The sequence below is a fragment of the Paenibacillus sp. MY03 genome, from assembly GCF_002165585.1.
GTDB lineage: Bacteria > Bacillota > Bacilli > Paenibacillales > Paenibacillaceae > Pristimantibacillus > Pristimantibacillus agaridevorans.
Window position 1 is genome coordinate 98,115 of the sequence record NZ_MXQD01000018.1, and the last position, 25,187, is coordinate 123,301.

23 protein-coding genes and 2 pseudogenes are annotated in these 25,187 nt (G+C 50.0%); 4 read left to right on the plus strand and 21 right to left on the minus strand.

Going from position 1 to position 25,187, the window contains the following annotated elements; all coding sequences use genetic code 11:
* Positions 1-30: 30 nt before the first annotated feature.
* The 13 genes from B1748_RS17790 to metH all read right to left on the minus strand — a co-directional run bounded on the left by B1748_RS17790 (position 31) and on the right by metH (position 16,795).
* Positions 31-693, minus strand: a complete 663-nt coding sequence (locus B1748_RS17790; protein WP_087569277.1) for a GNAT family N-acetyltransferase — start codon at positions 691-693, stop codon at positions 31-33.
* Complete coding sequence (locus tag B1748_RS17795) at positions 690-1,556, minus strand: carbon-nitrogen hydrolase family protein (RefSeq protein WP_087569278.1); 867 nt, start codon at positions 1,554-1,556, stop codon at positions 690-692. The genes B1748_RS17790 and B1748_RS17795 overlap by 4 nt, the downstream gene beginning before the upstream one ends.
* Before the next feature lie 36 nt (positions 1,557-1,592).
* Positions 1,593-2,951 (minus strand): HAMP domain-containing sensor histidine kinase, encoded by a 1,359-nt coding sequence (locus B1748_RS17800; RefSeq protein ID WP_087569279.1) that lies wholly within the window; start codon positions 2,949-2,951, stop codon positions 1,593-1,595.
* Positions 2,948-3,646 (minus strand): response regulator transcription factor, encoded by a 699-nt coding sequence (locus B1748_RS17805; RefSeq protein ID WP_087569280.1) that lies wholly within the window; start codon positions 3,644-3,646, stop codon positions 2,948-2,950. Before B1748_RS17805 ends, B1748_RS17800 begins: the two co-directional genes overlap by 4 nt.
* A 103-nt stretch (positions 3,647-3,749) precedes the next feature.
* Positions 3,750-5,381, minus strand: a complete 1,632-nt coding sequence (locus B1748_RS17810; protein ID WP_179215655.1) for a serine/threonine-protein kinase — start codon at positions 5,379-5,381, stop codon at positions 3,750-3,752.
* A 185-nt stretch (positions 5,382-5,566) separates the two neighbouring features.
* Complete coding sequence (locus tag B1748_RS17815; protein WP_087569282.1) at positions 5,567-6,583, minus strand: SAM-dependent methyltransferase; 1,017 nt, start codon at positions 6,581-6,583, stop codon at positions 5,567-5,569.
* Positions 6,584-6,614: 31 nt separating this feature from the next.
* Complete coding sequence (locus B1748_RS17820; RefSeq protein WP_087569283.1) at positions 6,615-6,956, minus strand: cyclic-phosphate processing receiver domain-containing protein; 342 nt, start codon at positions 6,954-6,956, stop codon at positions 6,615-6,617.
* A 28-nt stretch (positions 6,957-6,984) separates the two neighbouring features.
* A complete protein-coding gene (locus tag B1748_RS17825; protein WP_179215656.1) occupies positions 6,985-7,791 on the minus strand; it encodes an Fpg/Nei family DNA glycosylase in 807 nt (268 codons plus the stop codon).
* Positions 7,792-7,798: 7 nt separating this feature from the next.
* Positions 7,799-8,641 carry a TIGR01457 family HAD-type hydrolase gene (locus B1748_RS17830; protein WP_087569285.1) on the minus strand — a complete coding sequence of 281 codons (843 nt, stop codon included), beginning with the start codon at positions 8,639-8,641 and terminating at the stop codon, positions 7,799-7,801.
* Entirely contained in the window at positions 8,638-9,942 is a 1,305-nt protein-coding gene (locus B1748_RS17835; RefSeq protein WP_087569286.1) for a ribonuclease H-like domain-containing protein, read from the minus strand. Before B1748_RS17835 ends, B1748_RS17830 begins: the two co-directional genes overlap by 4 nt.
* A complete protein-coding gene (locus B1748_RS17840; RefSeq protein ID WP_087569287.1) occupies positions 9,939-12,227 on the minus strand; it encodes a DEAD/DEAH box helicase in 2,289 nt (762 codons plus the stop codon). Before B1748_RS17840 ends, B1748_RS17835 begins: the two co-directional genes overlap by 4 nt.
* Positions 12,228-12,328: 101 nt before the next feature.
* Positions 12,329-13,294 carry a ribonuclease Z gene (rnz, locus tag B1748_RS17845; RefSeq protein ID WP_087569365.1) on the minus strand — a complete coding sequence of 322 codons (966 nt, stop codon included), beginning with the start codon at positions 13,292-13,294 and terminating at the stop codon, positions 12,329-12,331.
* Positions 13,295-13,414: 120 nt separating this feature from the next.
* Complete coding sequence (gene metH / locus B1748_RS17850) at positions 13,415-16,795, minus strand: methionine synthase (RefSeq protein ID WP_373271283.1); 3,381 nt, start codon at positions 16,793-16,795, stop codon at positions 13,415-13,417.
* 169 nt (positions 16,796-16,964) lie between these two features.
* Between metH and B1748_RS37570 the strand changes: the two are divergent.
* Positions 16,965-17,054, plus strand: a pseudogene (locus B1748_RS37570) (acireductone dioxygenase); the annotation flags it as partial.
* Positions 17,055-17,188: 134 nt separating this feature from the next.
* Here the strand turns inward: B1748_RS37570 and B1748_RS17855 are convergent.
* The 4 genes from B1748_RS17855 to B1748_RS17870 all read right to left on the minus strand — a co-directional run bounded on the left by B1748_RS17855 (position 17,189) and on the right by B1748_RS17870 (position 19,314).
* Entirely contained in the window at positions 17,189-17,980 is a 792-nt protein-coding gene (locus B1748_RS17855; protein ID WP_087569289.1) for an HAD family hydrolase, read from the minus strand.
* A gap of 21 nt (positions 17,981-18,001) precedes the next feature.
* Positions 18,002-18,472 carry a hypothetical protein gene (locus B1748_RS17860; RefSeq protein WP_256975744.1) on the minus strand — a complete coding sequence of 157 codons (471 nt, stop codon included), beginning with the start codon at positions 18,470-18,472 and terminating at the stop codon, positions 18,002-18,004.
* A gap of 80 nt (positions 18,473-18,552) precedes the next feature.
* Complete coding sequence (locus tag B1748_RS17865; protein ID WP_087569367.1) at positions 18,553-18,759, minus strand: DUF896 domain-containing protein; 207 nt, start codon at positions 18,757-18,759, stop codon at positions 18,553-18,555.
* Positions 18,760-18,939: 180 nt separating this feature from the next.
* On the minus strand, positions 18,940-19,314 hold the full coding sequence (locus B1748_RS17870) for a LysM peptidoglycan-binding domain-containing protein (protein ID WP_087569290.1): 375 nt from the start codon (positions 19,312-19,314) through the stop codon (positions 18,940-18,942).
* Between the two features lie 158 nt (positions 19,315-19,472).
* On the opposite strand from B1748_RS17870, the gene lexA reads away from it, so the two are divergent.
* Both lexA and B1748_RS17880 read left to right on the plus strand, forming a co-directional pair.
* Complete coding sequence (lexA, locus tag B1748_RS17875) at positions 19,473-20,096, plus strand: transcriptional repressor LexA (protein ID WP_087569368.1); 624 nt, start codon at positions 19,473-19,475, stop codon at positions 20,094-20,096.
* A 165-nt stretch (positions 20,097-20,261) separates the two neighbouring features.
* A complete protein-coding gene (locus tag B1748_RS17880; protein WP_087569291.1) occupies positions 20,262-20,438 on the plus strand; it encodes a YjfB family protein in 177 nt (58 codons plus the stop codon).
* A 574-nt stretch (positions 20,439-21,012) separates the two neighbouring features.
* Here the strand turns inward: B1748_RS17880 and B1748_RS17885 are convergent.
* The 4 genes and pseudogenes from B1748_RS17885 to B1748_RS37830 form a co-directional block, all read right to left on the minus strand.
* Positions 21,013-21,264 carry a YolD-like family protein gene (locus B1748_RS17885; RefSeq protein WP_087569292.1) on the minus strand — a complete coding sequence of 84 codons (252 nt, stop codon included), beginning with the start codon at positions 21,262-21,264 and terminating at the stop codon, positions 21,013-21,015.
* Between the two features lie 6 nt (positions 21,265-21,270).
* Entirely contained in the window at positions 21,271-21,744 is a 474-nt protein-coding gene (locus B1748_RS17890; protein WP_087569293.1) for a YhjD family protein, read from the minus strand.
* Complete coding sequence (locus B1748_RS37825; RefSeq protein WP_306299332.1) at positions 21,741-22,340, minus strand: DinB/UmuC family translesion DNA polymerase; 600 nt, start codon at positions 22,338-22,340, stop codon at positions 21,741-21,743. Before B1748_RS37825 ends, B1748_RS17890 begins: the two co-directional genes overlap by 4 nt.
* 237 nt (positions 22,341-22,577) lie before the next feature.
* Positions 22,578-23,003, minus strand: a pseudogene (locus B1748_RS37830) (Y-family DNA polymerase).
* A gap of 961 nt (positions 23,004-23,964) precedes the next feature.
* Here B1748_RS37830 and B1748_RS17905 point away from each other — a divergent pair.
* Positions 23,965-24,843 (plus strand): hypothetical protein, encoded by an 879-nt coding sequence (locus B1748_RS17905; protein ID WP_143810324.1) that lies wholly within the window; start codon positions 23,965-23,967, stop codon positions 24,841-24,843.
* The last annotated feature ends 344 nt before the right edge of the window (positions 24,844-25,187 follow it).

A 25,187-nucleotide genomic window follows, 5' to 3' on the forward strand; every position in this document is an offset into this window, starting at 1 on the left:
CTCCTGCGTGTCATATATGTAATGAAGTAGTTAACTTTTGAACGGATTACGCCATTCCATCAGAACGGCATAGTTGAGCGACTGCTCATCCTCCAGATAGCCTTCCGCGATGCCCACCGGCATGCGGCCGCAGCGCAGCAGGAACGAAATGACGGGATCGTTCCACTCGCCGGACAACACTTTGGCTACGTATTGTTCGGGAGTCGCCGTGCCGGCTCGTTCTCCGTACCCCGGCATGCGGCCTCCCCCAAGCAGTCTGTCCAGTCCAAGATGGACGACCGTCTCGTACAAGGTTTGCATCAGCCACTTGCCCAGACCCGATTGACGGTAAGCAGGAACGACTCCGATATCAACCACATACAGCGTTTGGCCTCGCGGGTTATGATTTCGGATATAACCGTCATCGGTTACCGCCGACCAGCTGTGATCATGGCCGTAATCCGCCATATCGACGATGAGTCCGGTCATGGAGCCTACAATAACGCCATCGATCTCGGCGCATATTGCGCCCTCGGGAAATGTCTTTACATGGCAGGCAAGCTGCTCCTCGTTCCATAGCAGATCTTCCGGGAAAGGCGGGGGGAAACAAGCCTTCTGAACATCGATCAGACCAGCGAAGTCGTCTCTGCCGTAATTACGGATGACAGCTTTGACGAGCCGGCCCTCCGACCGAACATACAGCTCCTTCCTCATCGAGGGCTCCAGTCCGTATACAGATCGACTCTACGGTCTCTCCATGTCATGACCGATCCATCCTTCCTAACCTGCTCCAGCAAGGTTAGATCCAGATCGCCGACGACGAGCATATCATCGTTCACGACTCCTTCCGCGATAATGCCGCCTGGCGGGAACGGAATATCGTTCGGCGCAATAATGGCGGCCTGCCCGAAGTTGGCGCGCATAAAGTCTACGGTACGGAGCGAGCCGACCGTTCCTGTCGTCACGACGTAGACCTGATTTTCGATCGTTCTCGCATGACAGCAGTATCTTACGCGGTAGAACCCATGCCTGTCATCCGTGCAGGAAGGACAGAAGATGACATCCGCGCCCTTGGCTCTAGCCATTCGAACAATTTCCGGAAACTCGATATCGTAACAGGTTAACATCGCGATCGTACCGAATTCCGTCTGGAACACCTCGACGCCTTCCCCCTTGGACATTTCCCACTCCGTCACTTCAGTTGGCGTGAGGTGGATTTTGTCCTGGGTATCGATCTTCCCGTCCGGATGGAACAGGAAAGCTCGATTACGGCGTTTGCCGCCCTGGGTAGCGACTACATGCGTTCCGCCTATGATATACATGCCGTATTCGGCAGCAAGCGACCGGAACAACTCCACATAAGCATCCGTAAAGGTTGGCAGGAGATCGATCGGAAGTGCCTGGCCCTGCTCATCTCCGATCGACAGCAATTGAGTTGTCATAAACTCCGGGAATAACAAGAACTGAACGCCGTACTCCGACGCGTTGCGTACGTAATGAGTTACTTGAGCACGGAATTGCTCGAAGCCGGTAATATCCGTCAGCCGATATTGCACGGCAGCCGTACGAAATTTCATGATGCACCTCCGGTATTAGTTCGTGTTCAACCTCTATTAAGATTTCCGCTGCTTGAATTGCAGGGTGATCGTCGTCCCGAGATTCGGCAGGCTAAATACGTCGATCTTGCCTTCATGCATATCGACGATCCGTTTCGCGATGGACAATCCTAATCCAACGCCTCCCGTCGTGCGGCTTCTTGCGCTGTCCACACGGTAGAATCGCTCAAAGAGATGCGGGATTTCATTTTCCGGAATGCCCATGCCTTTATCTTTCACTTCAATTTTGACGATGTTTTTGGATTGGGAAACAGAGATGTCGATCGGCTCCTTGGAGTATTTGATCGCATTGTCCAATAGGGTAACGAGCAGCTGACGAATTTTATCTTTGTCGCCAGACATTCGAATGACCCGGGAGAACGTCTTGACCCGAATCTGCCGCTGGAACGTCGTTTGCAGCATCGTGGACAGCTCGTCTACGACCTGCACCACGTCGAACATCTCCAGCGTGAGCCAATCCTCCTGCTCCGCTTCTGCCAGCATCAGCATCGACTTGGTCAAATTCTGCAGCCTCGTCGCTTCCTTCGCGATCGCATCGATCGCTTCGTCCCGCACGCTTTCGTCATCGCGGCCCCAACGCTTGAGCAGACCCGCGTAGCTGCTGATGACCGTTAGCGGCGTCTTGAGCTCATGCGAAGCGTCGGCGACGAATTGCTTCTGCCGCTCGAAGGTCCGGTCCAGCCGTTCGATCATCTGATTGAATGCCCGCACGAGCTGTTGCAGCTCCGCGGAGTCTTCGCGGCCCGTGACATCGATCTGTCGCAGTTTGCCGCTGCGATCGATTTCCCGCATCGTATTGACCATTTGCTGGATGGGGGCGGTTAACCTCGAAGTGAACCAATAGGTTCCGAATATCGCAAACAGGATCGCTCCGGCGCTCGTGACGCTTAACGCTCCAACAAGCACTTGCAGATAATTGTCGAGCTCATCCAAAATCCGATTGATCTCCAACATCGCGATAACCTGACCATCAGAATATAGCGGGACACGCATGTAGATAATACGTTCCCCGCTCTTGGTCAGCATGCCGGTATGATGATAAGGTTCGAACGTTGCGGGCAGCTCCAGCAAACTGGCGTTAGTACCCGTAATATTCAGCACCCTGTTATTCGGACCGATGATCCTGATCATCTCGTTCGCGTTATGATATTCCTTGAGCAGATCCGGAGAGGAGAGTCCGCGCCCGCTCTGAATGCGAGGGTTCTCCAGCATCAGATTCATCTTGGTCGTAATGACCTCTTCTTCGCTCTCCGTCGTAATTTTGATTACGTAAAAATAGACGAAAATATTAAAAAAGATGAGGATAAGAATTAACCAGAAAATCGTAAAGAGCGTAAACCGTTTGCGAAGCGTCATGCATCCGGCTCCTTAATCATATAGCCGACTCCTCGCACGGTATGAATCAGCTTATGCCGATACCCCTTGTCCAGCTTTTGCCGCAGATAACGGATATACACGTCGACCAGATTCGTCTCCCCGATAAAGTCGTAGCCCCATACTTCCGACAAAATATCCTCGCGAGACTTCTCCTCGTTGCGATTCTCAACCAGATAAACAAGCAATTCGAATTCCCGAGGCGTCAGTTCAATGAGAATATCCTTGCGGTACACCTTGCGGGAGCGCAGCTCGATGGACAGATCGCCCAGCTTGATAATATCGGAGCCTTCCGCCTCTTTAGGGTACTGCTGGAAGATACGGAGAATGTTGCGGACACGCGCCAGCAGCTCCTCCATTGCGAACGGCTTCGTTATATAATCATTGGCGCCGTGCTCGAAGCCGCTTACCTTGTCAGGGACCGTATCCCGAGCTGTCAATAATATAATGGGAACAGGGTTGCCCGCCTGACGGATCAAGCGCAACACCTCGATGCCGCTCATCTCCGGCAGCATGACATCCAGCAGAATCAGCTGCCACTCGCCCGTGGAAGCCATCTCATAGCCCGACCGTCCATCCGGAGCAACGCCTACGGTATATCCCTCATGCTCCAATTCCAATTGCAAGATTCGAGCGATTCCCGCTTCATCTTCTACGACCAAGACGCGTTCATTCATAACGTGAAGCACCTTCCCTCTAGCAAAAATAATATATTCATCATAATTGAAGGCGCCAGAGGATTGCAAGCCGCATCATATTCGCCGGGGTCCTGGGAACGTCTCACTCCATCAACTTATCGATTAATGGCTGCAAAGCGATTGACAGCATTTGATCGAGCTGCTTGTGATCGGTGAGCCACTTCCCGCTCCAAATCAAGCTCCATATTTTTTCTTGCGGCAGCAGCGGGACGATTGCAGAAGGAGCGTCAGGCAGCATCGACAGCCAATATCTGTCATATCCAAAGTTTGTATGTTTGTTTGCAACATAATGGAAGACGCGACCTTGCCGAAGCGACTCCCCGCGGAGCCGTTTCAGCCTCTCCAGCCGTGCCGGCTGCCACTTGTATACATCGGGATCGGCAATAACGATTATGTGATCGGCTTTGCGAATGAGCGGGACGGATTCCGGAGCTTCCCAATCGCCGGATAAATCCACAATTTCAAATTCGCCTCTGTTCAGGCGAAGCTCTAGCTCGAAACGCGACCATTTGTCATCCTCTTCGTCGTTTGCAAATAATTCTTGATCGGCCAGCAGCCACCTTACAGGCGCAGCCTCGCTCTTGGACTTGCCCCGACCTCTGTTATTAAGCCCCTTCGCTCCTTCCCCCTTCTTCCAGTAAAGCTCTGACTCCCCCCTTATCGCAGCTGGCAGCAACTCGCACCACACCGGAGGCAATCCGGCATATTCGGCAGCCGTCACCGTCCTTCCACGTCTAGCAAGCAGAACAGCCAGCGTAATGGTTAACAGGGTTGCTCCAGCACCTCCCGATAAACTTAATAAAACAACTCGCACAGGACTTTCATTTGTTGCTTCGTTCTCGATTCGCGCAAATCGTGTTTGCTCTCTCTGAACTTTGTCCTCTCCAAGCAAAGTTCTCATCGACGTTTCAACTTCGCGCATCGATTGAAAACGCGATTCCGGATTCCAATGCAGCAATCGTTCCAACAATTCTGCAAAGGAGCCGCGAACAGCTGCCGGCAGCCTGAGCTTCCCTCTCCCATTGTCCCCATAACGAACGCCTCTTTCATCAGAAGTAGGTGTTCCTGTCAGCAAACTCAGCATCACGGCTCCAAGGCTGTAAATATCGCTTCGGGCGTCGCTCTGCAATCCTCGCAGCATTTCAGGCGCGGCGTAACCCGATGTTCCGAGCACCATCGTATCGCCTTGCTTTCCTTCCTTGTATATTCTCGATATCCCGAAGTCAATGAGCTTGACCGTCCCCGAACTGTCGATCATGATATTGGAGGGCTTCAAATCCCGATGAATGATCGGTCTCGGCTGCTCATGCAGATATAACAATGCAGAACATAGCTGCAAACCGATCCGGAGCACATCGAGATTCGTCATCGGTTTGCGCGTTTCTACCAGCCACTCGGCCAAGGTACTGCCTTCGATGTATTCCATGACGAGCGCCTCTACGCGATGAGGTTTATCCAGGGGGTAATAGTCCGTTATACGCGGAAGGTTCGGATGATCCAATCTCATCAACGTTGCTGCTTCGGACGATTCGGACGAGTTGCCGCCCTTGGATCTCGTTATCTTAAGGGCGACCCTTCGTCCTGCCAGCTTCGTGTCTCGGGCAGCATAAACAATCCCCATACCACCTTGTCCCGCAACTTTCTCAATGAGGTATCTTCCAGCAAATACATCGCCAATCCGAGGCATCTCACCAGTTTCCGTCTCCTCTGCCATTCCGTTCCCATCCCTTCCGGCCATATAGATTCCCAATAATTTGGCAAAAAAAACATCCCGGCAGCATCTGAAAAAATCAGATGCTGCCGGGATGCTTCCCCGATAATGCCCTATTGGCTACATTATATCATAATGAAGCATGTTCTCAAGCCATAAGAAGGACTTTTTGAACCCGCATTTAAAGGCTACTTCTTCTTCAGGAACAAGGTGATTTCCTCGCGGTTATGAAACAGTTGTTTGGCTCCAAGTACTACAAAACCTGTCTCCAATCGTTCCTTTACCTCCCTGATCGTCTGCAGCGGTTTCTTGTGCATCAGCTTGATCGTAATGATGGCCTTTGCGTCCCGTTTCAAGGCATCATTGAGGTCCAGCACGAGACGGGACATCAGTATTGGACTCCAGCTCATATCACAGACGAGCAGGTCGAAGGAAGCAGCCGCGAGCTTGATATCGGATGCATTTTGCTTGAGATGAAGCAAAGCCGGATGCCCTTTAAGCGACGCATGCATATCCGCCGGATCCACAGCAGTGACCCGAAGTCCGCGCTCCAGCAGCAGCGAGGTCCAGCCGCCCGGTGCGGCTCCAATATCAAGCGCATGGCCGAATTCCTCATACCGAATGCCGAATGCCCGCTCCGCCTCCAACAGTTTGAACTTCGCGCGCGAGATCTGTCCTTCTTCGCGTTGGAAGCGTACGGCTCCGCCAGGCCAATCCGACAGCATCTCCCGAGGCGTGCCGAAGCCAATGTATAAAACGTTATCGGCGCCATAAACGGAGATAATTACATCCGGCTGTTGAACGGCAGGCTCGCTGCCTATCTCCGCAAGTACAGCATCCAAGACGGATTTCGAATTCGCGGGCGTGTAATGAAAGATCGAGCCGGAATTCCGCCTGATATGCACGGCAGTACGACGATTGCCGAATATCGACCTGTCATTGCGGATCAGATCGGCTAAACCGTCCAGATCGCTTGCATCTCCCTTGACGACCAGTTCCCTGTCAATCGGCTGCAAATGTCGCAAAAAAATCGGCGGATTTGCCCCGACCAGCCCGAGCGCTTCTTCCTTGCCCATAGGACAAACCATACGGAATACTTCGCCAGGCGCAAGCTGCGTAAAGCTGGCTCCAGGCAGAAGGCGCCGCAGTTCTTCCATCGCGTACGACGCATATTGTTGATTGGCGGTTCCGATCCATTCGCTCACTATGTATTAGCCTCTTTCATTCATAATCTAATTAACCCCGATGATTTCTTGCGATCTCGTCCAGCAGATCATGGGGCATTGGCCCTCCGAACAGTTGCGTACGATCCGGCAAAGAAGCAGAGAGCGTATGATACATGCTGTTTCTTCCCGATACGCTGGATGTATGCAAGTAGATCCGGCTCGGAAAGCGCCCCGTGCTGACGATATGCCGCACGACTTCGTCCCCGGTAGGCTGCCCCCACCCAAGATCAAAGTCGAGCGACAGAACGTCTATCTCTTCGAACTGGATCAACTGCTTGCATTCTTCCGCATTACGCGCCAATACGAATCCATCCGGGCATCGGCGGTAATCGTCCAAGTAGACATGGATCATGAGGTTCCCCTCCTCGCGGTATCGATAATTACTTCTGGCAATCCGGACAGCTGTAACACTTGCGGCCAGCCACGGAAGATTTTTTGATCGTCCCTCCGCATCGCTTGCAGGTTTGGCCTTCCAGTTCGTGTACGGCCAGCCTCTCGCGATACAGACCCGAGATTCCGTCCCCGGCGAATAGAGGCAACTCCCTCACGCCTCCATGCGAGATGGAATCGCGGACGATATGATTTAATGCGGAGTACAGAGATTCCCATTCTTCATGGCTTAATTCCGCCGTTTTTCTGTCGGGTCGCAGCCCGGCCTCGAACAAAATTTCATCCGAATAGACGGGACCGATGCCGGCAAGCAAACTTTGATCAACAAGAGCGGTTTTGATCGAGCTTCTTTTTTTAGCGTAACGCTCCATGAACTTCGCCAGTGACAGTCGCTTGTCAAGGGGATCGATCCCCCTGCTCTTCATGATGGATTCCAGTTCCTTGACCGACATCAATTCGATGTCTGCCGCCGTTACCCCGTGCAAGGCCAAAAAACGGTCATCGAATCGAATATAGATGGACGCTTCCCTCTCCAGCGTTTCATTCGATGAACCCACATAGATAGAAGCTTCGTCAGAGAGACGGAAAATCAAACGTTTGCCGTTATCCAGATGGAATACGATCAGCTCAGCCCGTCTCTCCACGAACCAGACGCTTTTGCCAACGACATCTTGTTGCAGTTCCGTTGCATCCTCGTCAATAAGATCCTCATGAAATTCCAATGCCGTGATTGCGGCTCCGGAGAATCTCTCCGCCAATAATGCTCTGTATAGTTCTAATTCCGGAAGCTCTTGCATCTTGCCTTTAAACCTCCCAGCTAGTGTCCGATAATGAAAGCTTCTGCAATGACGGCAGGTCGGCAGTAAGCTCATCCAGCGTGTCATAGATGATGTCCGGCGTGCAGCCCGCCTGATTCTTGTAGTCGTCGTAATTCTCCCTCGTCGTGAGACCCGTAAGGACAAGCGCGGTACCGCAGCCGGAAGCAATGCCTGCAGCGATATCCGTAGCCAGATTATCCCCTACGACCCATGTCTCGCGGTGAGTCAGCCCAATGCTGTCTAGCGCGTAATTCATAAGAATGGAGGAAGGTTTGCCGATAATGATCGGTTCCTGACCGCTGGCCGCTTGGATCATGGCTCCTATGGAGCCTGCTCCCGGCAATAACCCGTGAGTAGATGGTACGAGACGGTCGGGATTCGTAAGAATAAAGGGAACCCCGCTCCGAATATGCTGAACCGCTTGTGCGACACGGTCATAAGTGAACTCTCTGTCTATCCCTTGTACAACGAAATCCGGATGTTCGTCCATTAACCGAAGTCCCGCTTCCGTCAAAGCTTCGCGCAGCCCTTTCTGTCCTATGACAAATACGGAGGAGTGAGGTGCAAGCTTGGCGATATAGACGGCTGCAGCCTGTGCGGAAGTGCATACATCCTCGGGACGCGCGGGAATTCCCATTGCGCTGAGCCGGCTTGCTACTTCAACTGGAGTAGCCGAAGAATTGTTCGTGACGAAACGATAAGCAATGCCCTCTCGCTGCAAGTGGCGAATCAACCGGTCCGCGCCGTCTACAGGACGCGAGCCCTGATACATCGTGCCATCAAGGTCGATCAACAATCCCTTCAAGGCCCCATGCTGATATTGTTTCATTTGGATAATGCTCCCAATTCTAGTTTATGAATTTTAGACTGTATTCTTTGAATTCGTTTGCGAACGTCCTGCAGCGCTATCGTCTCCTTATCGCTCAAGCGGCGGCCGCCCGATACGCTTTGCATTCGCGCAAGCGCCTCGGCGCAATAATGGAGCGACTGATGCAGTTCTTTGCTCCTATGCTCAAAATACATGGATAATTCAATACAGGCATCATGCCCGGATGCAGACAATGAGCTGCCGGATGCATGAACAACCTTCTGCCACAATACCACAGCGCGTTGCCAATTACCAGCCTTCTTATCTCTCGCCGCAAGCTTGTTTAGCGCGGATGGAGAAGGTTCCTCATGCAGCAACGCCCGCCCAAATAATTCTTCAGCCAGCTCCGACTTTCCCATCTGCTCCAGCCATAATCCCGTTCTCACCAGTTCCTCTGTTTCTTCCGGATATGGAATGCGCCGGAATATATCCTCCCGCAGCAGATGTCCAAAACGGATCGACAAGCAAGCAAGCGCCAGAAGGTCAAGCTCGTTATGAAGAAACACGCCCTCCAAAGGAGCTGGGTCTCCATCCGCCAGAAACTGAAAATATAGCTGAGGAGCAAGAGAGCCGGGAACATCCTCCGTTCGAAAAATGCCCAATCTCTCTTCTTCGATATGGCTGAGCTTGCAGGATGCCAGAGTATTGCGCCAGATGGATCGCGAAGGATGCAAAAAATCCAGGTGAAGCGGCTGCTCGAGTTCTCTCCCCATCGCGTTCATGATCATCCGATTCTGCACAAGCGGCCAATCGAATGTCTTGCCATTATATGTGGCCAAATAACGATAATTGCTTAAGCGCTGCTCCAAATCGTACAGCATGGCATATTCCTCGGCAGGATGGCGAATCAGCGACTGCTCTACGATAAACTTGTTCCCTTGCACAAAGGCAAAGCCGGTCATAAAAGGCACATTGCCCGTCCCAACGCCCAATCCGGTCGTCTCCAGATCCAGATACAAAATGGATTCGGGCTCTACTGGCTGCTGGGCAGCATGGAACTCGGACAATCCCGTTGCCGCTTCAATTAATTCTCCTAATTGATGAGTGCCGTGTTGGTAGTCAAGACTAAATTCCGTTCGACGCACCAAATAATCGCCCTTCGCGCCTCTTCGGAGCGTAACACCGAAGGATGCCCATCCCGGATGCAGCTCCTCCTGCGGCTCGCATTCTGATTCTGACGAAGACACAACCGTTTCGGTCGCCGTGCGAGCTTCGCTTGCAGCGCTGGCTCGAAGCCTGTTCATACGTTCCCGCATGCTCATGCGCCTGCACCTGCTTCCTTCAGCAGCGCCAGCGCCTGTTCTTTGCCAAGCAGCCCGACCTCTTCGATCGGCCCGACGCAAGCCGGACATCCGCTCATACAGCTGCAAGAAGTAATGAGCGTCCTTGCCCGCTTAATCAGCTCGTCGTGTACGTCGTACAACCTTTCGCTAAGCCCGATGCCTCCGGGATAACGATCATAGAAGTAGATCGTCGGTTTTTGCGAATGAATGGCTTTTACTTGAGGCACGACCCGAATGTCAAAGGGATCGCACATGAGATAGAGCGGAGCGATATGAACGAGCACGTTCGCAATGCCCAGCAGCGCGAACTGCATTTCGTTTTTGGAACGCGTAGCCGCAGCCTCGTCGCTGAAGGAAAACCAGTAGCTGCTCGTATGCAGCTCCTCTTCGGGCAGGTGAATCGGCCCTGAGCCGATGTTCTCGTGAGTGCCCAGTCGTATTTTTTTAAAAATGGTCGCCTTCGCATTTACGGTTACTTCGCCATATTGCCTAAGGAGCTCCCCCGACGTGGTCTCCTTGTCTACATGCAGCACCTTCAGCTCGACCGCCAGGTTGGCATCCGTATAATACTCGACATCGACCTCGCGCACATAAGCCTTCTTCTCCGGGTAGTCCAGCTTCTCCACCTGGAATTGCACGCCTTCATGAATATAGATAGCCTCTTCGTGGATCAAGGTCGGTGCGCTAAACCGATCAACCTCGCCAAGGACCCTGTGGTCGCTTGTCGTCATATCGATGATAACGAAGTTCTCCTGCGCAGCGGACCTCAACGAGATGTTATGCGCAGGGAAAGACTGTTCCATCCAGAACCAGCGGTCATTGGCGTAATGGAGCACTCTCTCTTCGACTAAAAACTCCATCATATCCTCCAGCTTCTCGCCTCCGAACGTATCCCCTCGCTTGAACGGCAGCTCGTAAGCCGCACACTTTACATGATCGATCAAGATCAGCAGATTATCGGGATGGATCAGCGCCCGCTCGGGAGGACGATTGAAAAAGAAGTCCGGGTTCTGAATCATGTATTGATCCAGCGGATTGCTGCTCGCCACCATAAACGTTACGGAGCTCTCCTGCCGTCTGCCTGCTCTGCCTGATTGCTGCCACGTGCTTGCGATCGTACCGGGGTACCCGTTAAGCACGCAAGCCTGCAACTGACCGATATCGATGCCAAGCTCCAGCGCGTTCGTACTGACAACGCCTCGTATCTCGCCGCTGCGAAGCCCGCGTTCGATCTCTCGCCGCAGCTTTGGCAGATAGCCACCTCTGTATCCCCGTATGCTCTTGTCGCCAAGCTTGTCCTTGACCAGCTCCTGCAAATAAGTCAGCAGCAGTTCCACGCGCACGCGGCTGCGGGCGAATACAATGGTCTGCACGCCCTGCTTCAGAAGCAAGGCCGCGAGTCTGCGAGTCTCCAGCACGCTGCTTCTCCGTATGCCGAGCTGTCGGTTCACAACAGGCGGATTATAGAAAATGATATGTTTTTCGCCCATCGGCGCGCCGTTGTTGTCGATCAGCGTCACCCGCTCGCCAATCAGCCTCTCCGCGTGTTCGCGCGGGTTGTCGATCGTAGCCGAGGCGCAAATAAATTGAGGTTCGGAGCCGTAAAAGCGACATATTCGTTTAAGTCTCCGGATCACGTTTGCCACATGGCTTCCGAATACGCCGCGATAGGCATGGACCTCGTCAATCACGATGTATTTGATATTCTCGAACAGCTTGACCCACTTCGTATGATGCGGAAGAATGGCCGAATGCAGCATATCGGGATTCGTCACGACGATATGTCCCGCGTTGCGAATCGCCGTGCGAACGGTGGGCGGCGTATCGCCATCGTAGGTATGCGTCTTGATATCGACGCCCATGAGGTCGGCGACCGCCTGCAGCTCCGCCACCTGATCCTGGGCAAGCGCCTTGGTCGGAAAGAGATACAACGCTCTCCCTTCGTCGTTCTCCAGCAGGCTTTGCATGACGGGCAAGTTATAGCATAACGTCTTGCCCGAAGCCGTCGGAGTCACGGCGACGACATGATCGCCCCGCCTCGCCGCCCGGAATGCATCGGCCTGATGCGCATACAGCTCCGTCACTCCGCGAAGCCGCAGCCCCTCTTTCCAGATGGGATGCAAGTCCTCCGGCAAGGGGACGGACACGGCCGGTCTGGAGGGGATGGTACGCCAATGCGTGACATTCGCCATAAGCTCCTCGTCTGTCTTTATGTATCCGAGCCAATCCTCCAGACTGGCCGCCCTGCCCGTCCAGGTGTTCATCATTGCCACTCTCCGTTCCCCGCGCTTCCCCGCGCCTAGTCATTCGTTGTTGTCATTTTAACATACTATACAGAATTAGAATATACGTTCGATCTATTGCGTCATTCCGGACAGCCTCGCTCCTCGCCGCTGACCTTCCGCAATATCTCATAACAGCCCAGATCAAGCGCTGCCGCGCTGTTGGGGAATACCATCCGAGCTTCCCCCTCCAAATTCACCAGCTCTTCGTTGCTGTATCTCCCGCTGAAATGAGTCATCAGCAGTCGCTTCGCTCCCGCTTCTCGAGCAGCAAGTGCAGCTTCGCTTGTGGTGCTGTGCCCGAATTCATGAGCCTTCGCTTCCATTCCGGCTGCAAACGTCGCTTCATGGATGAGCAGATCCGCTCCCCTTGCAAGCAACAAGGCGTTAGCGCAAGGACTGGTGTCGCCAAGCACCGTCACGATCCGGCCAGGCACGATCCCATCCGTAACGGAAGCCGGAGTCACTACGCGCCCGTCCGCCAGAGTCACGGTTTCGCCGCGTTTTAATCGGCCATATAACGGACCAGCCTCGATACCGAGTTGTTGCAGCTTGTCCGTCAGCAGCCGGCCAGGCGCATCGCTTTCGGTAATTCTATAGCCGAAGCAAGATACTCGATGCAAAAGCGGTTTCGCTTCCACCTTGAACCCAGGGCCATTATAGACGACTTCATCGCTGGCGTTTTCAGCCAATTCATGGATAACCAACTCGTAATCAAGCGTTGTTCCCGTCAATTGAAAGATTGTCTCGATGTACTTCTTCAAACCAATCGGACCGTACAGGTCCAACCGGCTGACGCCTCCGTCAAAGGATCGTGTGCTGAGCAGCCCTGGCAAGCCATAGAGATGATCGCCATGCAGATGCGTAATAAATATTTTTTCCAGCTTGCTCAGCTTCAGGGGCAACTTCATTAGTTGATGCTGAGTTGCCTCGCCCGCATCGAACAACCACCAAGCGCAATGCGGCTCAGGCAGTTGCAGCGCTGCGCCTGTCACATTCCGATGTTTATTCGGTCTGCCTGCGCCGGTACCCGTAAACCATACCTTCATCGTTTTCCTCCAACGATATTTGACGTATCTGCCAATAACAGCTTTGACCAAAGGAGCCCTCCTCATTACGGCTCATAAGGGCCGAAACGGGGAAGGCTCGCTATCTATCGTTTCTTTGTCTTACACTTTCTCCACGTTGAAATATTGCGCCTCCGGATGAGCGAACACCATTGCGGAAACAGAAGCTTCCGGCTCCATCATGAAACCTTCTGTCAGCTCAACGCCGATATCCTCGGGCTTCATGAGCTCGAAGAGAGGTCCTTGATCCTCCAGATTCGGACATGCCGGATAACCGAACGATACCCGAATTCCTTGATATCGGGCGCCGTGCCGCTGCTTCATCGTCATCTCGGCAGGATCCGGATAACCGCAAATATCGCGCATCATATGATGGACGCGTTCCGCCAACCCCTCCGCTACTTCCAATGCAACGGACTGCAGCACGTGGGAGCGCAGATAGTCCCCCCCGTCCTTCCAACGATTGGCCAGATCCCTAATGCCTTCCCCGGCGGTTACAACCAGGAACCCGACATAGTCCATTACGCCGCTCTCCGTCGACTTAAGGAAGTCGGAAAGGCAGAGGAATGGCTCAACCTGCTGACGCGGGAAGGTAAATCGTTTGATTTCCCTCGTATGATCGGCGGGATCGTAAATGATAACGTCGTTGCCCGAAGATTGGGCCGGGAAGAAACGGTACATCCCCTGCGCCTTCAAGAAGCCTTCCTTGCTACCCTCACGAATGACTTCGTCAACGGTTGCCTTCAAATGGATCGCCTTCTCGTTCCCCTCAGCCAGCAGCTTTTCTACCGTTCCCTTAAGTCCCAAGTGATGGCCAAGCAGCATCTGCATGTTGACGTAAGGCACGATCTGCGGGATCGGGACATCGCGCAGGACGTGACGATCCGTATCCGGCGGCGCGAATACCGGGGCATCAGGCGATATCTTCGAACGGACGGCACGCGATAACTGGGGCAGCTGCTTCTCCGTTTCCTCCGATGCGGCTCCAGACGCCTTGTAAGCTGCAAGCTCCTCTTCCAGCCTCTGCCGGTGCTCGGGATCCATTAGCTTGTTGGCTATATCGAGGCCGTCCATCGCATCCTTTGCATAAAGCACGAGACCATCATATTCCGGACCAATCCTCGTCTTCGTGAACTTGCGGGTCAGTGCGGCTCCGCCGACCAGAATCGGCGCATCGATGCCGGCGTTCCGCATGTCTTGTGCGGTGATGACCATCTGCTGAGCGGATTTCACGAGCAGACCGGACAGACCGATCGCGTCCGCTTTCTCTTTGCGGTAAGCTTCGATAAGCTGCTCAGGCGGCACCTTAATCCCCAGATTAATGATTTTATAACCGTTATTGGACAAAATAATTTCTACCAGGTTTTTGCCAATGTCGTGGACATCGCCTTTTACCGTAGCCAAAATAATTTTTCCTTTGACGGCCGTTTCGTTTTTCTCCATAAAGTTTTCCAAATGCGTGACGGACGCCTTCATGACTTCGGCGCTCTGAAGCACCTCGGCAACGATCAACTCGTTGTTGTTGAAGAGCCGGCCGACCTCTTCCATCCCCTTCATCAGCGGGCCGTTAATAATATCAAGAGGCGCGTATTTTTTTAGCGCTTCGTCCAGATCGGGTATCAATCCTTCTTTTGTACCTTCCACAATATACGAGCCGAGCCGCTCTTCCAACGAAAGGTTGGAGATTTTTTCTTTTTTCTCGACTTTCTTGTTACGGAATGCCGCCACGAACGCTGCCAGCGTATCATCGTTCGTATTGTAGATCAGAGCTTCTGCGAGTTGACGTTCTTCCTCCGGAATGGAAGCATATCGCTCCAGCTTCTCCGTATTTACGATGGCATAATCGAGACCTGCCTTGGTCGCATGATACAAATAAACGGAATTCAGCACTTCGCGTCCCGCGTCCGGCAAGCCGAAGGAGATGTTGCTGAGTCCGAGTATCGTCTTGGCCCGAGGGTACTTCTCCTTGATCATCCTTATCCCTTCAAGGGTCTCCACGGCAGAACCAATGTATTGCGGATCCCCGGAGCCGATCGGGAACATGTTAGGGTCGAATATGATGTCCTGCGGGTTCACGCCATACTTCTCAACCAACAGATGATAAGAACGGTCCGCAACCTCCATTTTCGCCTCGCGAGACACCGCTTGGCCGCGCTCGTCGATCAGAATCATGACGACTGCCGCGCCGTAGCGATGAATCAGGGGGACGATCTTCTCGAACTTCGACTCCCCGTCTTCCAGGTTAATGGAATTGATGATCGCTTTGCCTTGCGAATATTTGAGACCCAGCTCGATAATATGATCATAAGTAGAGTCCAGCATCAGCGGCGCTTTAATCTTCTTGACGACTTGCGGCAGAAATTGGTGCACGGCGAACGCTTCGTCGATATCGGTATCCTGCAGGTTGATATCGATGACATGCGCGCCGCCTTTCACTTGCGAACGGGCAATCTCCGAAGCTTCGTCGAACTTCTCTTCCTTAATAAGACGTTTAAATTTACGGGATCCCGAAATATTTGTCCGTTCGCCAATCATATAGGGACGGTTGTCCGATTCGATATAGACGGTGTCAATGCCGGATACCGCGTCGGCATGGGCGCCTTCACTCGAACGCGGCGAATAGTTCGCCAACGTCTCGGCAAGCTCCTTGATATGGGCAGGCGTCGTTCCGCAGCAGCCGCCGGCGATATTAAGCCAGCCTTGATCGGCGAATGCCGCGATTTTTTTGGCCAATGATTCCGGCGATTCATGATAATGCCCGTTCTCGTCCGGCAAGCCGGCGTTAGGATAACAACTGACCGCCGCGCTCGAGATTTCGCTTAATGTTCGAATATGATCGCGCATAAACTCAGGGCCCGTCGCGCAGTTAAGACCGATGGAGATGGGATTCAAATGCTCCAGAGAGATGTAAAACGATTCGATGGATTGACCTGCAAGCGTCGTTCCCATCGGCTCGATCGTTCCGGAGATCATAATCGGAAGCGTTATGCCCGTCGTCTCAAATGCATTGCGAACGCCGATGCTGCCTGCCTTAACGTTGAGTGTATCCTGAGATGTCTCCAGAAGGATGGCGTCCACGCCGCCTTCAATGAGAGCCACCGTTTGCTCGTAATAACTTTCAATCAACTCGTCGAATGTAACGCCGCCGGTCACCGACAACGTCTTGGTTGTCGGCCCAAGTGCACCTGCAACATAACGAGGTTTGTCCGGCGTGCTGTATTTGTCCGCAGCATCCCGCGCCAGCTTCGCCGCGGCCAGATTGATCTCCCTGGCTTTCTCGGGGATGTCGTAATCCTCGAGAACGACACTCGTAGCGCCGAATGTATTCGTCTCCAGAATGTCTGCCCCGGCCTCCAGATATTGCTCATGAATCGATTGAATAACATCGGGACGCGTCAGAACGAGCATCTCATTACAGCCGTCCAGCTCCGCGCCGCCGAAATCGTCCTCCGTCAAGTTGGCTTGCTGAATCATCGTTCCCATAGCGCCGTCCAGAATCAAAATCCGTTCTTTAAGCGCTTGTTGTAAAGTCCTTCTCAACAATTCCTTACACCCTTCCTACACGTCATATGCATCCTTCATGCACCCGTTTAGTTTAACAAATAGTTTAACAGAATAGCCATTAGCTGAAAAGGTTCGTTCATCGACATTTTCGGTACCGGAGCACAAACCTCGCTTGTTCACCCTGATGGACAGCCGCCAGATTGTAGCCGTTCGCCGCTTCATCGAGACAGAAGGTTGACTAGCGTTTCCTTTCGCAGATAAACAATTCCAATAGGGCAAGTAAGGATTCCGCTAGATAAACGGCAAGCCCCTCCGGCCTTCAAATGCTGCAGAGGGGCTTTTTTGGTTATAAATATGAGTCCATAACAGCTATTATTGCTCCAATAAGGTAATTAGCTCTTCCAGATGGGTAATCTCGTAAGACGGTACGATCTCGTCCGTGCGAGTCGCGCCATGACGATTAATCCATACCGATGTCATTCCGATCGTATTGGCGCCAAGTATATCCGTCGTCAGCTTGTCGCCGACCATGATGCCATGCTCCGGTTCGATGCCGAGACGTTCCAGCGCATGCTTAAAGATAGGCGCAGCCGGTTTCCCTTGTCCGAATTCACCCGAAATAATAATATGATCAAAGTAAGGAATAAGTTCGGGCACTCCGTCAAGCTTCTCCTTTTGGAGATCGGGTGAGCCGTTGGTAAGCAGAAGCAGCTTGTATTTCCCTTTGAGCGCATCCAATACGCGGAATGTCTCATCGTAAACAAGCGGCCGCGAGCGTCGTTCTGCCGGGAACAGCTCCGCAAGCGTTGCGCCAAGCTCTTCGTTGTCGACGCCCAGCGCTTTAAGGCCTTGTGTCCATGCAGCCTTCCTGTATCCCGGAGCCAGTTGTTGCAGCTTGCGGAACTCAACTTGCTCGCCTGCCGTGAAATTCGCCCAAAGGCCTTCAAAAGGATTAATGCCGATCATCTTCGTAAACGGGAAGGTTTCGTAAGATTCGTACAAGGCTCTTGCTTCCTTGCGTACCGCCTCCTCCAACTCGTCCGGATTTAAGCCAGTAGCCGCCGCGCCTGCTTCGCAGGTAGCACGGAAAGCCTCTCTTACACTGCGGTCATCCCACAATAATGTATCGTCCAGGTCAAATAATACCGCTTGCTTTGCTGCCATGTCCTGTATCTCTCCCCTGTGTTATTTCTCCTCGAATGTAATGCCGTGTACTTGAGCAAACGACTTCATTTTGTCGGTCATCGCCGCCGTATTGAAACGATTAAGGAGACGCGAGAACGTCCAGCCGCCGCCCTTTTTAGGCAAAATCGTCACATAACCGTCTTGTACCCGAATGGAACCGATATCCGCCGCAATAAGCCGCTTGTCGCCTGTCATCCGGCGAGACTGCACATAATCCTTGCCGATCTTAAGATAGGGCTTGCGGAAAAAAAAGAGGGCTGCGAGCAAAAAATACATACCGATCGTTACCCAGCTCATCGTCGTCATAACGAATTTGGGATCTGCCGACATAATCGCGATGTACGCGCAGATAAACAAAATCAATAAAATCGGCAGCAAAAAATTGCGGCCGGTAAATCGATCCGCCTTCTCTGCATTCATCACTAACTGGCCTTCACCGTGCTTCTTGCGTTGCTTATTAATAGTAGACATGTTTTTGCGCACCTTGCGCTCCCAGGACCGTGACAGATGGATTCCTCCTTCATATAATAGCAAGCTCCGGAAAGGAGCTCTTAATGTTTGACGCCGCCGTTGCCTTCGTTCTCTTCATCCTCGACAAACTTGATTGTATCAAGCTGTTGCTTGAAGTTGGCTTTGAAGTTGTTCAGATATTTCTGGCGAAGCACATCTCGTTCCTTCAGCTCTTCATCCGTTAAGCCGACGGTTTTGTTTTTGCGGGAAAGCTCGTTGATTCTGGCAATCAGACTATCAAAATCCAATTTCATTACCCCTCTCTCATGTTGCGAACACATTACTCCTACTTTGACATTTTCAATAAGGCATTGTCAAGGCGAAGCCCCCAAACGCAACTAGTTTCTATAATACATAAAAAGAGATCTCCCTAAAGAATGGGAAATCTCTAAGCACTCATTATTAAATATATCGCTATTACAACTCCATCAAATATCAGGAATAATTAACTTCTGACCAGGATGTATCGTCACGTTGTCCAAATTATTGCGATTCTTGATCGAGAAAACAAGATAACCTATATCACTGCCGTTCTTAAACGAACTGGCAATGGACCACAACGTGTCTCCGCTGCCTACCGTCACGACTTGCTCCGATTCGCTTGGCCCCTCAACGACCGTGCTGGAAGCATTTGTACCGATTATAAGAAAGCTGCTGAAAACAAGCGTAAACACGATCAAACTAATCATCAGCTTTGCCATATGCCTGATCAGCCAATGAGGCTGAGCAAGCTCCTTGGTTTCGCGGATATTACCACGGTATATGGAACGGTATGAGCTTGTACTTGGATTCATTATCATCATTGTCAGCACCCCAAACGTTTGTTCTGTTTTTAATTTAACACGAACAAACGTTTCCGTCAACGATAAAATGCGAACGTTTGAGCTTAAGAACTTATGTTTGTACGAACGGCGGTTCTATGCTATAATTTGACACAATAAGATGAATGGAGATGATGAACGTGTCGAAGATTTCCAAACGGCAAAATTCGATCCTTGACTTTATAAAGCAAGAAGTTAAAGAAAAAGGTTATCCCCCTTCCGTACGCGAAATTGCCGAGGCGGTCGGCCTGCTGTCGAGCTCGACGGTACATGGCCATCTGGACCGCCTGGAAAAAAAGGGATTTATCAGACGCGACCCTACGAAACCTCGGGCGATCGAGATTTTGAGCCAGGACGATAATGACAACGTCATCCAGATGCCCGTTACACAAGTTCCTATCGTGGGTAAGGTAACTGCCGGCGTACCGATCACTGCTACGGAGAACATAGAAGACTACTTCCCTCTTCCTGCCCACTATGTTGGCGACAACAACAACGTGTTCATTCTTAACGTTATTGGCGAGAGTATGATCGAAGCCGGCATACATAATGGCGACTACGTCATCGTACGCCAACAGCAGACGGCCAATAACGGAGAGATTGTCGTCGCCATGACAGAAGACGACGAAGCGACCGTCAAAACGTTCTACAAAGAGAAAAATCATATCCGTCTCCAGCCTGAAAACGAGACGATGGAGCCGATTCTTTTGCAGAACGTCACTATTCTCGGCAAGGTCATCGGACTTTTCAGAGATATCCATTAAGCAGCAACGCGGCAACGCCGGTATGGACAAATCCATATCGGCTTTTTTTCGTTCAGATCAAGCAATATGACATCCTGCATCCCCTTTCAAGACTTTGTAAACATACTCCTTTGCTACTAATGGGCGATAACCGTTATGCCGATAAACCATAAGAGGTGTATAGAGGTGGATATCGCAGCTGTCTCGATGGCTATGAGCCAGTCTTCCCTATCCCAGGCCGTCAACATTCAAGTGTTAAACATGGCTAAGGGAAATGCGGAGCTTCAAGGACAGAATCTGGTTCAAATGATGAGCCAAAGCCTTGACCCTAACCTGGGCAAATCTTTGGACATTCGGGTTTAATACGTTAATTTAATTGTATAAAATGTTCCCATTCAAGTCACCCAACACAATACAAAAACCAGCCCGCTCACCATTAAGGTCAGCGGGCTTCCATTTCATTCACAATTGTAAATCTTGTAAATATCCGGTATGCAAGATGAGCGAATTAAAAGTTCATGTTCGAAATGGTAAACAAATTCGCTTAAAAAGTTGGTCCGGGACAGTTCCCGTTATTTTCCTGCAGCATTTCTTTCTTCGCACCAAAAAGCCCGCTAACCATAACGGTCAGCGGGCTTAATTGTCTTAGTACAACGTCCGATATTGATCGCGTTCCCATTGTTGCACTTGGGTCCGGTTTAGATACTTTGACGTATTATAGGAGGTAACGGATGGCAATGCCGTCTATTATATAGAAGTGAAAATTTAAAAACCGCAATAAAACGCATCAAAAATCAACTTTCGGGGGCATTCGGGGGGCATTTTCGGGGGCATTTTCGGGGGCATCGATATTGCTGAAAATAATGATTAAAAAAGAGCCGTATGGGAGAACATCCCTGCGGCTCTTTTGCATGTTAATCCATCCACTATTAATCCGTCAATGACTCGAATTGCTCACCTTCATAATATCCATAAACGGCACTCTATCCGTTTCGCCATTCTTCTGCTCGATGTGTATCAACTTCGTTCGAGAGTCCATCTTTACGATCCGGCCGACAACGGATTTCTGATACCAAACCTCCAACTGCACCACCGTCTTTTCATCATGAGCCTCTACCAAGCGTTCTCCTAATTCCTCTAATACATATTCATCTCTTGTCGGCCTTTTCGGCCCTTTATCTCTTGCCATGTTTGCTCACCCTCTATCATTTTTTAATTGCTTGCCTAATTGCAAGGTGTAATCAGTGAATTTTGTCCTGATATCCGTACGTAACACTTCTCTTACGATACCAAACCGTTCTTCGTATCCCCTACAATAATAACGGTAATAAATGATATCGTCATTTATTTCTTCCTCCACTACTTTGATATTGAGGTTTTTCAGCCCTTGCTTAAGTGCATAAAAGTCCTCTGTAATGCTAAACAAAATGTATTCCAAACAACGAATGATTACTCCCTTAAGGGCTATATGAGCAAATCCCATGTCATCGTTGCTTTTTTGTATCCTCTTCAGCATATGTGGATACAAAATAAAATCCCGAATCATAATTAATTCTTCCGAAGTTGGTCGTCCGGAAAGCTTGGGCTGATCCCGCATTTCATATTGGCCCTTGTGCTCCGTTAGCAGTATCTTCGATTTCCAGCGTTCATTACCATCCAGCTTGCTCATTTATAGTGACCTCCGATCTGTCCTGCTCGTTCTCGGGCTACTCCGGCATCGAACATTGAAGATGCTCTTATAATAGCCATGTCGCCAAATCGATCTTTGATTGCGTCCGTCGTTTTCTCCAGCTCGAATATTTTGTGGCGGTTATCAAAAAGATCCAGCTGCTGCACTCGGTCGCTCGAGAGCTGATTCAGAGCAATCATAAGATGTGATGCGGGCAATCCCTGCCAGTACTCATTAAAGAGCCGCATTACAGCCTCTGAGAGCTCATGTGTGAGTGATGTGGGATTGATTAAGGTCAATTGGCGATTAAACGTATTAGCTCTTTTTCCGTCCGTCTCTCCCATATCAAGGGATACGACTCGCCCCTGTACGCCCAGCCTCCTAGCACGACGGCAGACCTCTATACATAGCTCCAGCAGGACGACTTCGAAATCTTCCCTTCGAGTATACAGAGATGCTCGTAACGTCTTTCCATGGCTTACCGATTTAAGAGACGCGCTGATTGAGGAGACAACCGGACTCGGATATATGCCACGGGATATCTGCCAATAATACTCGGCTTGGATGTCACTTTGCTTACCCATCATACGACGCATTTAGCTTTTTAAAAGCTGGCAGTTCCATTCGTGCAACATGTCCGATCGTATCAATACCCCACATCGTAAAGCGCCTGGTCATCCTTGACGCTACCATAAACATCTGATGGATAGGCAGCGGCCATAGGTCGGACTCGATGTTGGAGTAGTCTAGGCGTTAAATCCCGTCAGGATGTTGCATAGCGAAATTGTCTGTAGCAGTTTTGGCTAGGACCTTCGTCGGCCCTATCCCCACCCCTACTCCATACGCCAGTCGATAGCTGGATGCGCTGCTGGATCTGACCCAGCAATCTCTTCCGCCGTTCCGTAAAGGCCGACGGAGCCAGTTACGTCCAAAAATTGCTCATCAATTGAATAGGGCTCGACCAGTGGTGTAAATGATTCAAATATTTCAGTGATCAACAAGGAAGCGGTGATGTAACGCTACATGCGTGGCTTTATGATGATGAGATCCTTGCATAGAGCTAGAGCCTCGAACACCCTGCTCACCGTTGTCACGCCCTGAGCTTTTGCAATTGGGCATGCCGCTAATATAATGCCGCTGCGGCGCTCCGGGTCGGCTACAGCTACTGGCTTATCCTTATATTCAGGGTACGCAGCTTTTTCAACAGACGCGTAAAAAGATTGCCCATCGACCAATAGGATTGAACGTTCAGGAGGCATGTCGGTTTACCTGTTCCACGTCCACAATATTCCTCACGTAAAAGATACGGATGGATCCAGCGGAGAAGCAATTCATCTTTTCACCAAGCCTCCGATTTCATTAATCATGAGTGTCTTTTATATTCATTGTTCTTCTCAAATAGCGTTCTTTTAGTTTGGCAATTGGATCGGGTTTTACTTTAGTTTTCGGAACCACTGGTTCGAACATTTGGATCTCATCCGCCCCAACAGCCCTAGAAAGCAATTCATGAAGTAACTCGTGACTCCTCTCCCGGCCCGCGAACCTTTATCAAGTCATATTCGTTCGAATCCAGCATTCGCCCCAGTGTGATAATTCCTGACTTTCTAAGCGCATTGGCGATACGGACGTACAAACTGTTATCTTCTTGTTCCGTCTTAAAATGTCCAAGCACCCTAATGTCGTACTCCTTGTATTCCTCTACTATGTGATGTCGTTCTCGTAATGGCCGTGCTACACCCTTCCCCATCCTCTTCACCCTATTTCATGATGTTTAGCAATGAGTATAATGCAACCATTTGAACATTTTCTTTATCTCAGTTTAGAGCTATGTAGACAAAGTATGTCTGGATTCGGGAAGTTTGAGCCCCCATAAAACTCTCCGCGCTTTCCTTTTCGCTTAATCAGAAGGTACCTCCTTTATCGTAGTAGCTACCAGCGCCGTTGTGGTAATGTCAAAAACTTCTTGTAAGATTTTGCTTTCATATGTAAAATCCATACAGGAGGCGTTAATTATGAGTAAATTTTTATTATCAGATGAGTTTAGTATAAGTGTGTCGATTTTCTCCCTGATACTTGGTCATATTCTTTTGGTATCAAGAGAACAAATCAAAAAAGCAGGCTAATAAAGAAACTTTTAGATTAACGGAAGAATTCGTTAATTTAATTATTAGGAATTGTGTAAACAAAAAAGTAAGTCTGTCAGATATTGATCTTTCTTATATGCTTGAGGGATTAGTCCTTATAAAAAATGCTGAATATAAATATACCCTTCAAGAAATAGTTAAAATGGTATACGCAAGAGTATACGAGAATGAGCATATTAGTGATGAAGTAAGGAAAGGTTTATTAAAAGAAATAGAACTTTATCTTCACGATGCTATTCAGAATTATGAAAGTTATATTGCTAAAAATGATGTTACGCCTCGATCTATAAAAGACCTTATTATATACATTGTTGTATTGGTACTTGGGTTCATTAGCCCATTTATCGTAAACAAACTCATTTCATTTGAAGAAAATCAGATTCTTTTTACATTAACTCTAGCTATTTCTGTAGTTGTTACTTCGATGTTTTCTGCAAGATTAATCAAGCTATTATTGTTACTCATTGATAGTTCTAAACAACAGCAATCATTGTACAGACCCACTAGTGAAAAGTCACTACCTCGTAACAACAGCAATATAGATAAAAGTGATTCAGGTCTAGATGATGAAAACGATTCAACCGACGAAGTAACTATTTATAAACTAATACAAATGAATGATCAACATATTATTGAGGTGTTTAAACAAAGATTCATACTGGAGTTTCTTATTCAAAGTATATCAAGACACAGTCTAGGTGATTTTAATGAAAAATACCCTATAGGTAGAGCGGTCTCCAAGTTAGCAGATAAAAGCGTTATCTCTTCTGAATTAGCTGATATTATTTTAATTGTTTATAGGTGGAGTAGCAGAATTGTTCATGCACATGATTTACATTATAATGATTCATATTACTTAGATTACATAAATCAAATGAAGAGTACATCAAATGAACTTTTTGATATACTTCAAAAATATCAGGATAAAGAAACAACTTTGATTTCATTCAATTAGTTGGATCACCTGTGGTTACGAGCATTACATAATATGTTTTTCCAACTTCAATGTTATAAACTAACAATAAACCTTCGCCATTAGTCTTAAATCTGCTGCGATAATTCTACTTAAATCATCCCCATCAAATACTCCCAGCATATAATGTATACATTTGGTTCCATAAAGAAGAAAGCCCGCTGTCCTAATGGATAGCGGGCTTTAAACTGTTAATATACGGAAACGTCAGTTATGATGCCAGTGGCGAAAATCTGTTGCTTCGTTTGACCATTAATTCATTCCAATTATAAGCATGCCTATGAGGAACTTTGGGATGAGTGGGGAGCCCGATGTAGTTCGAAGTT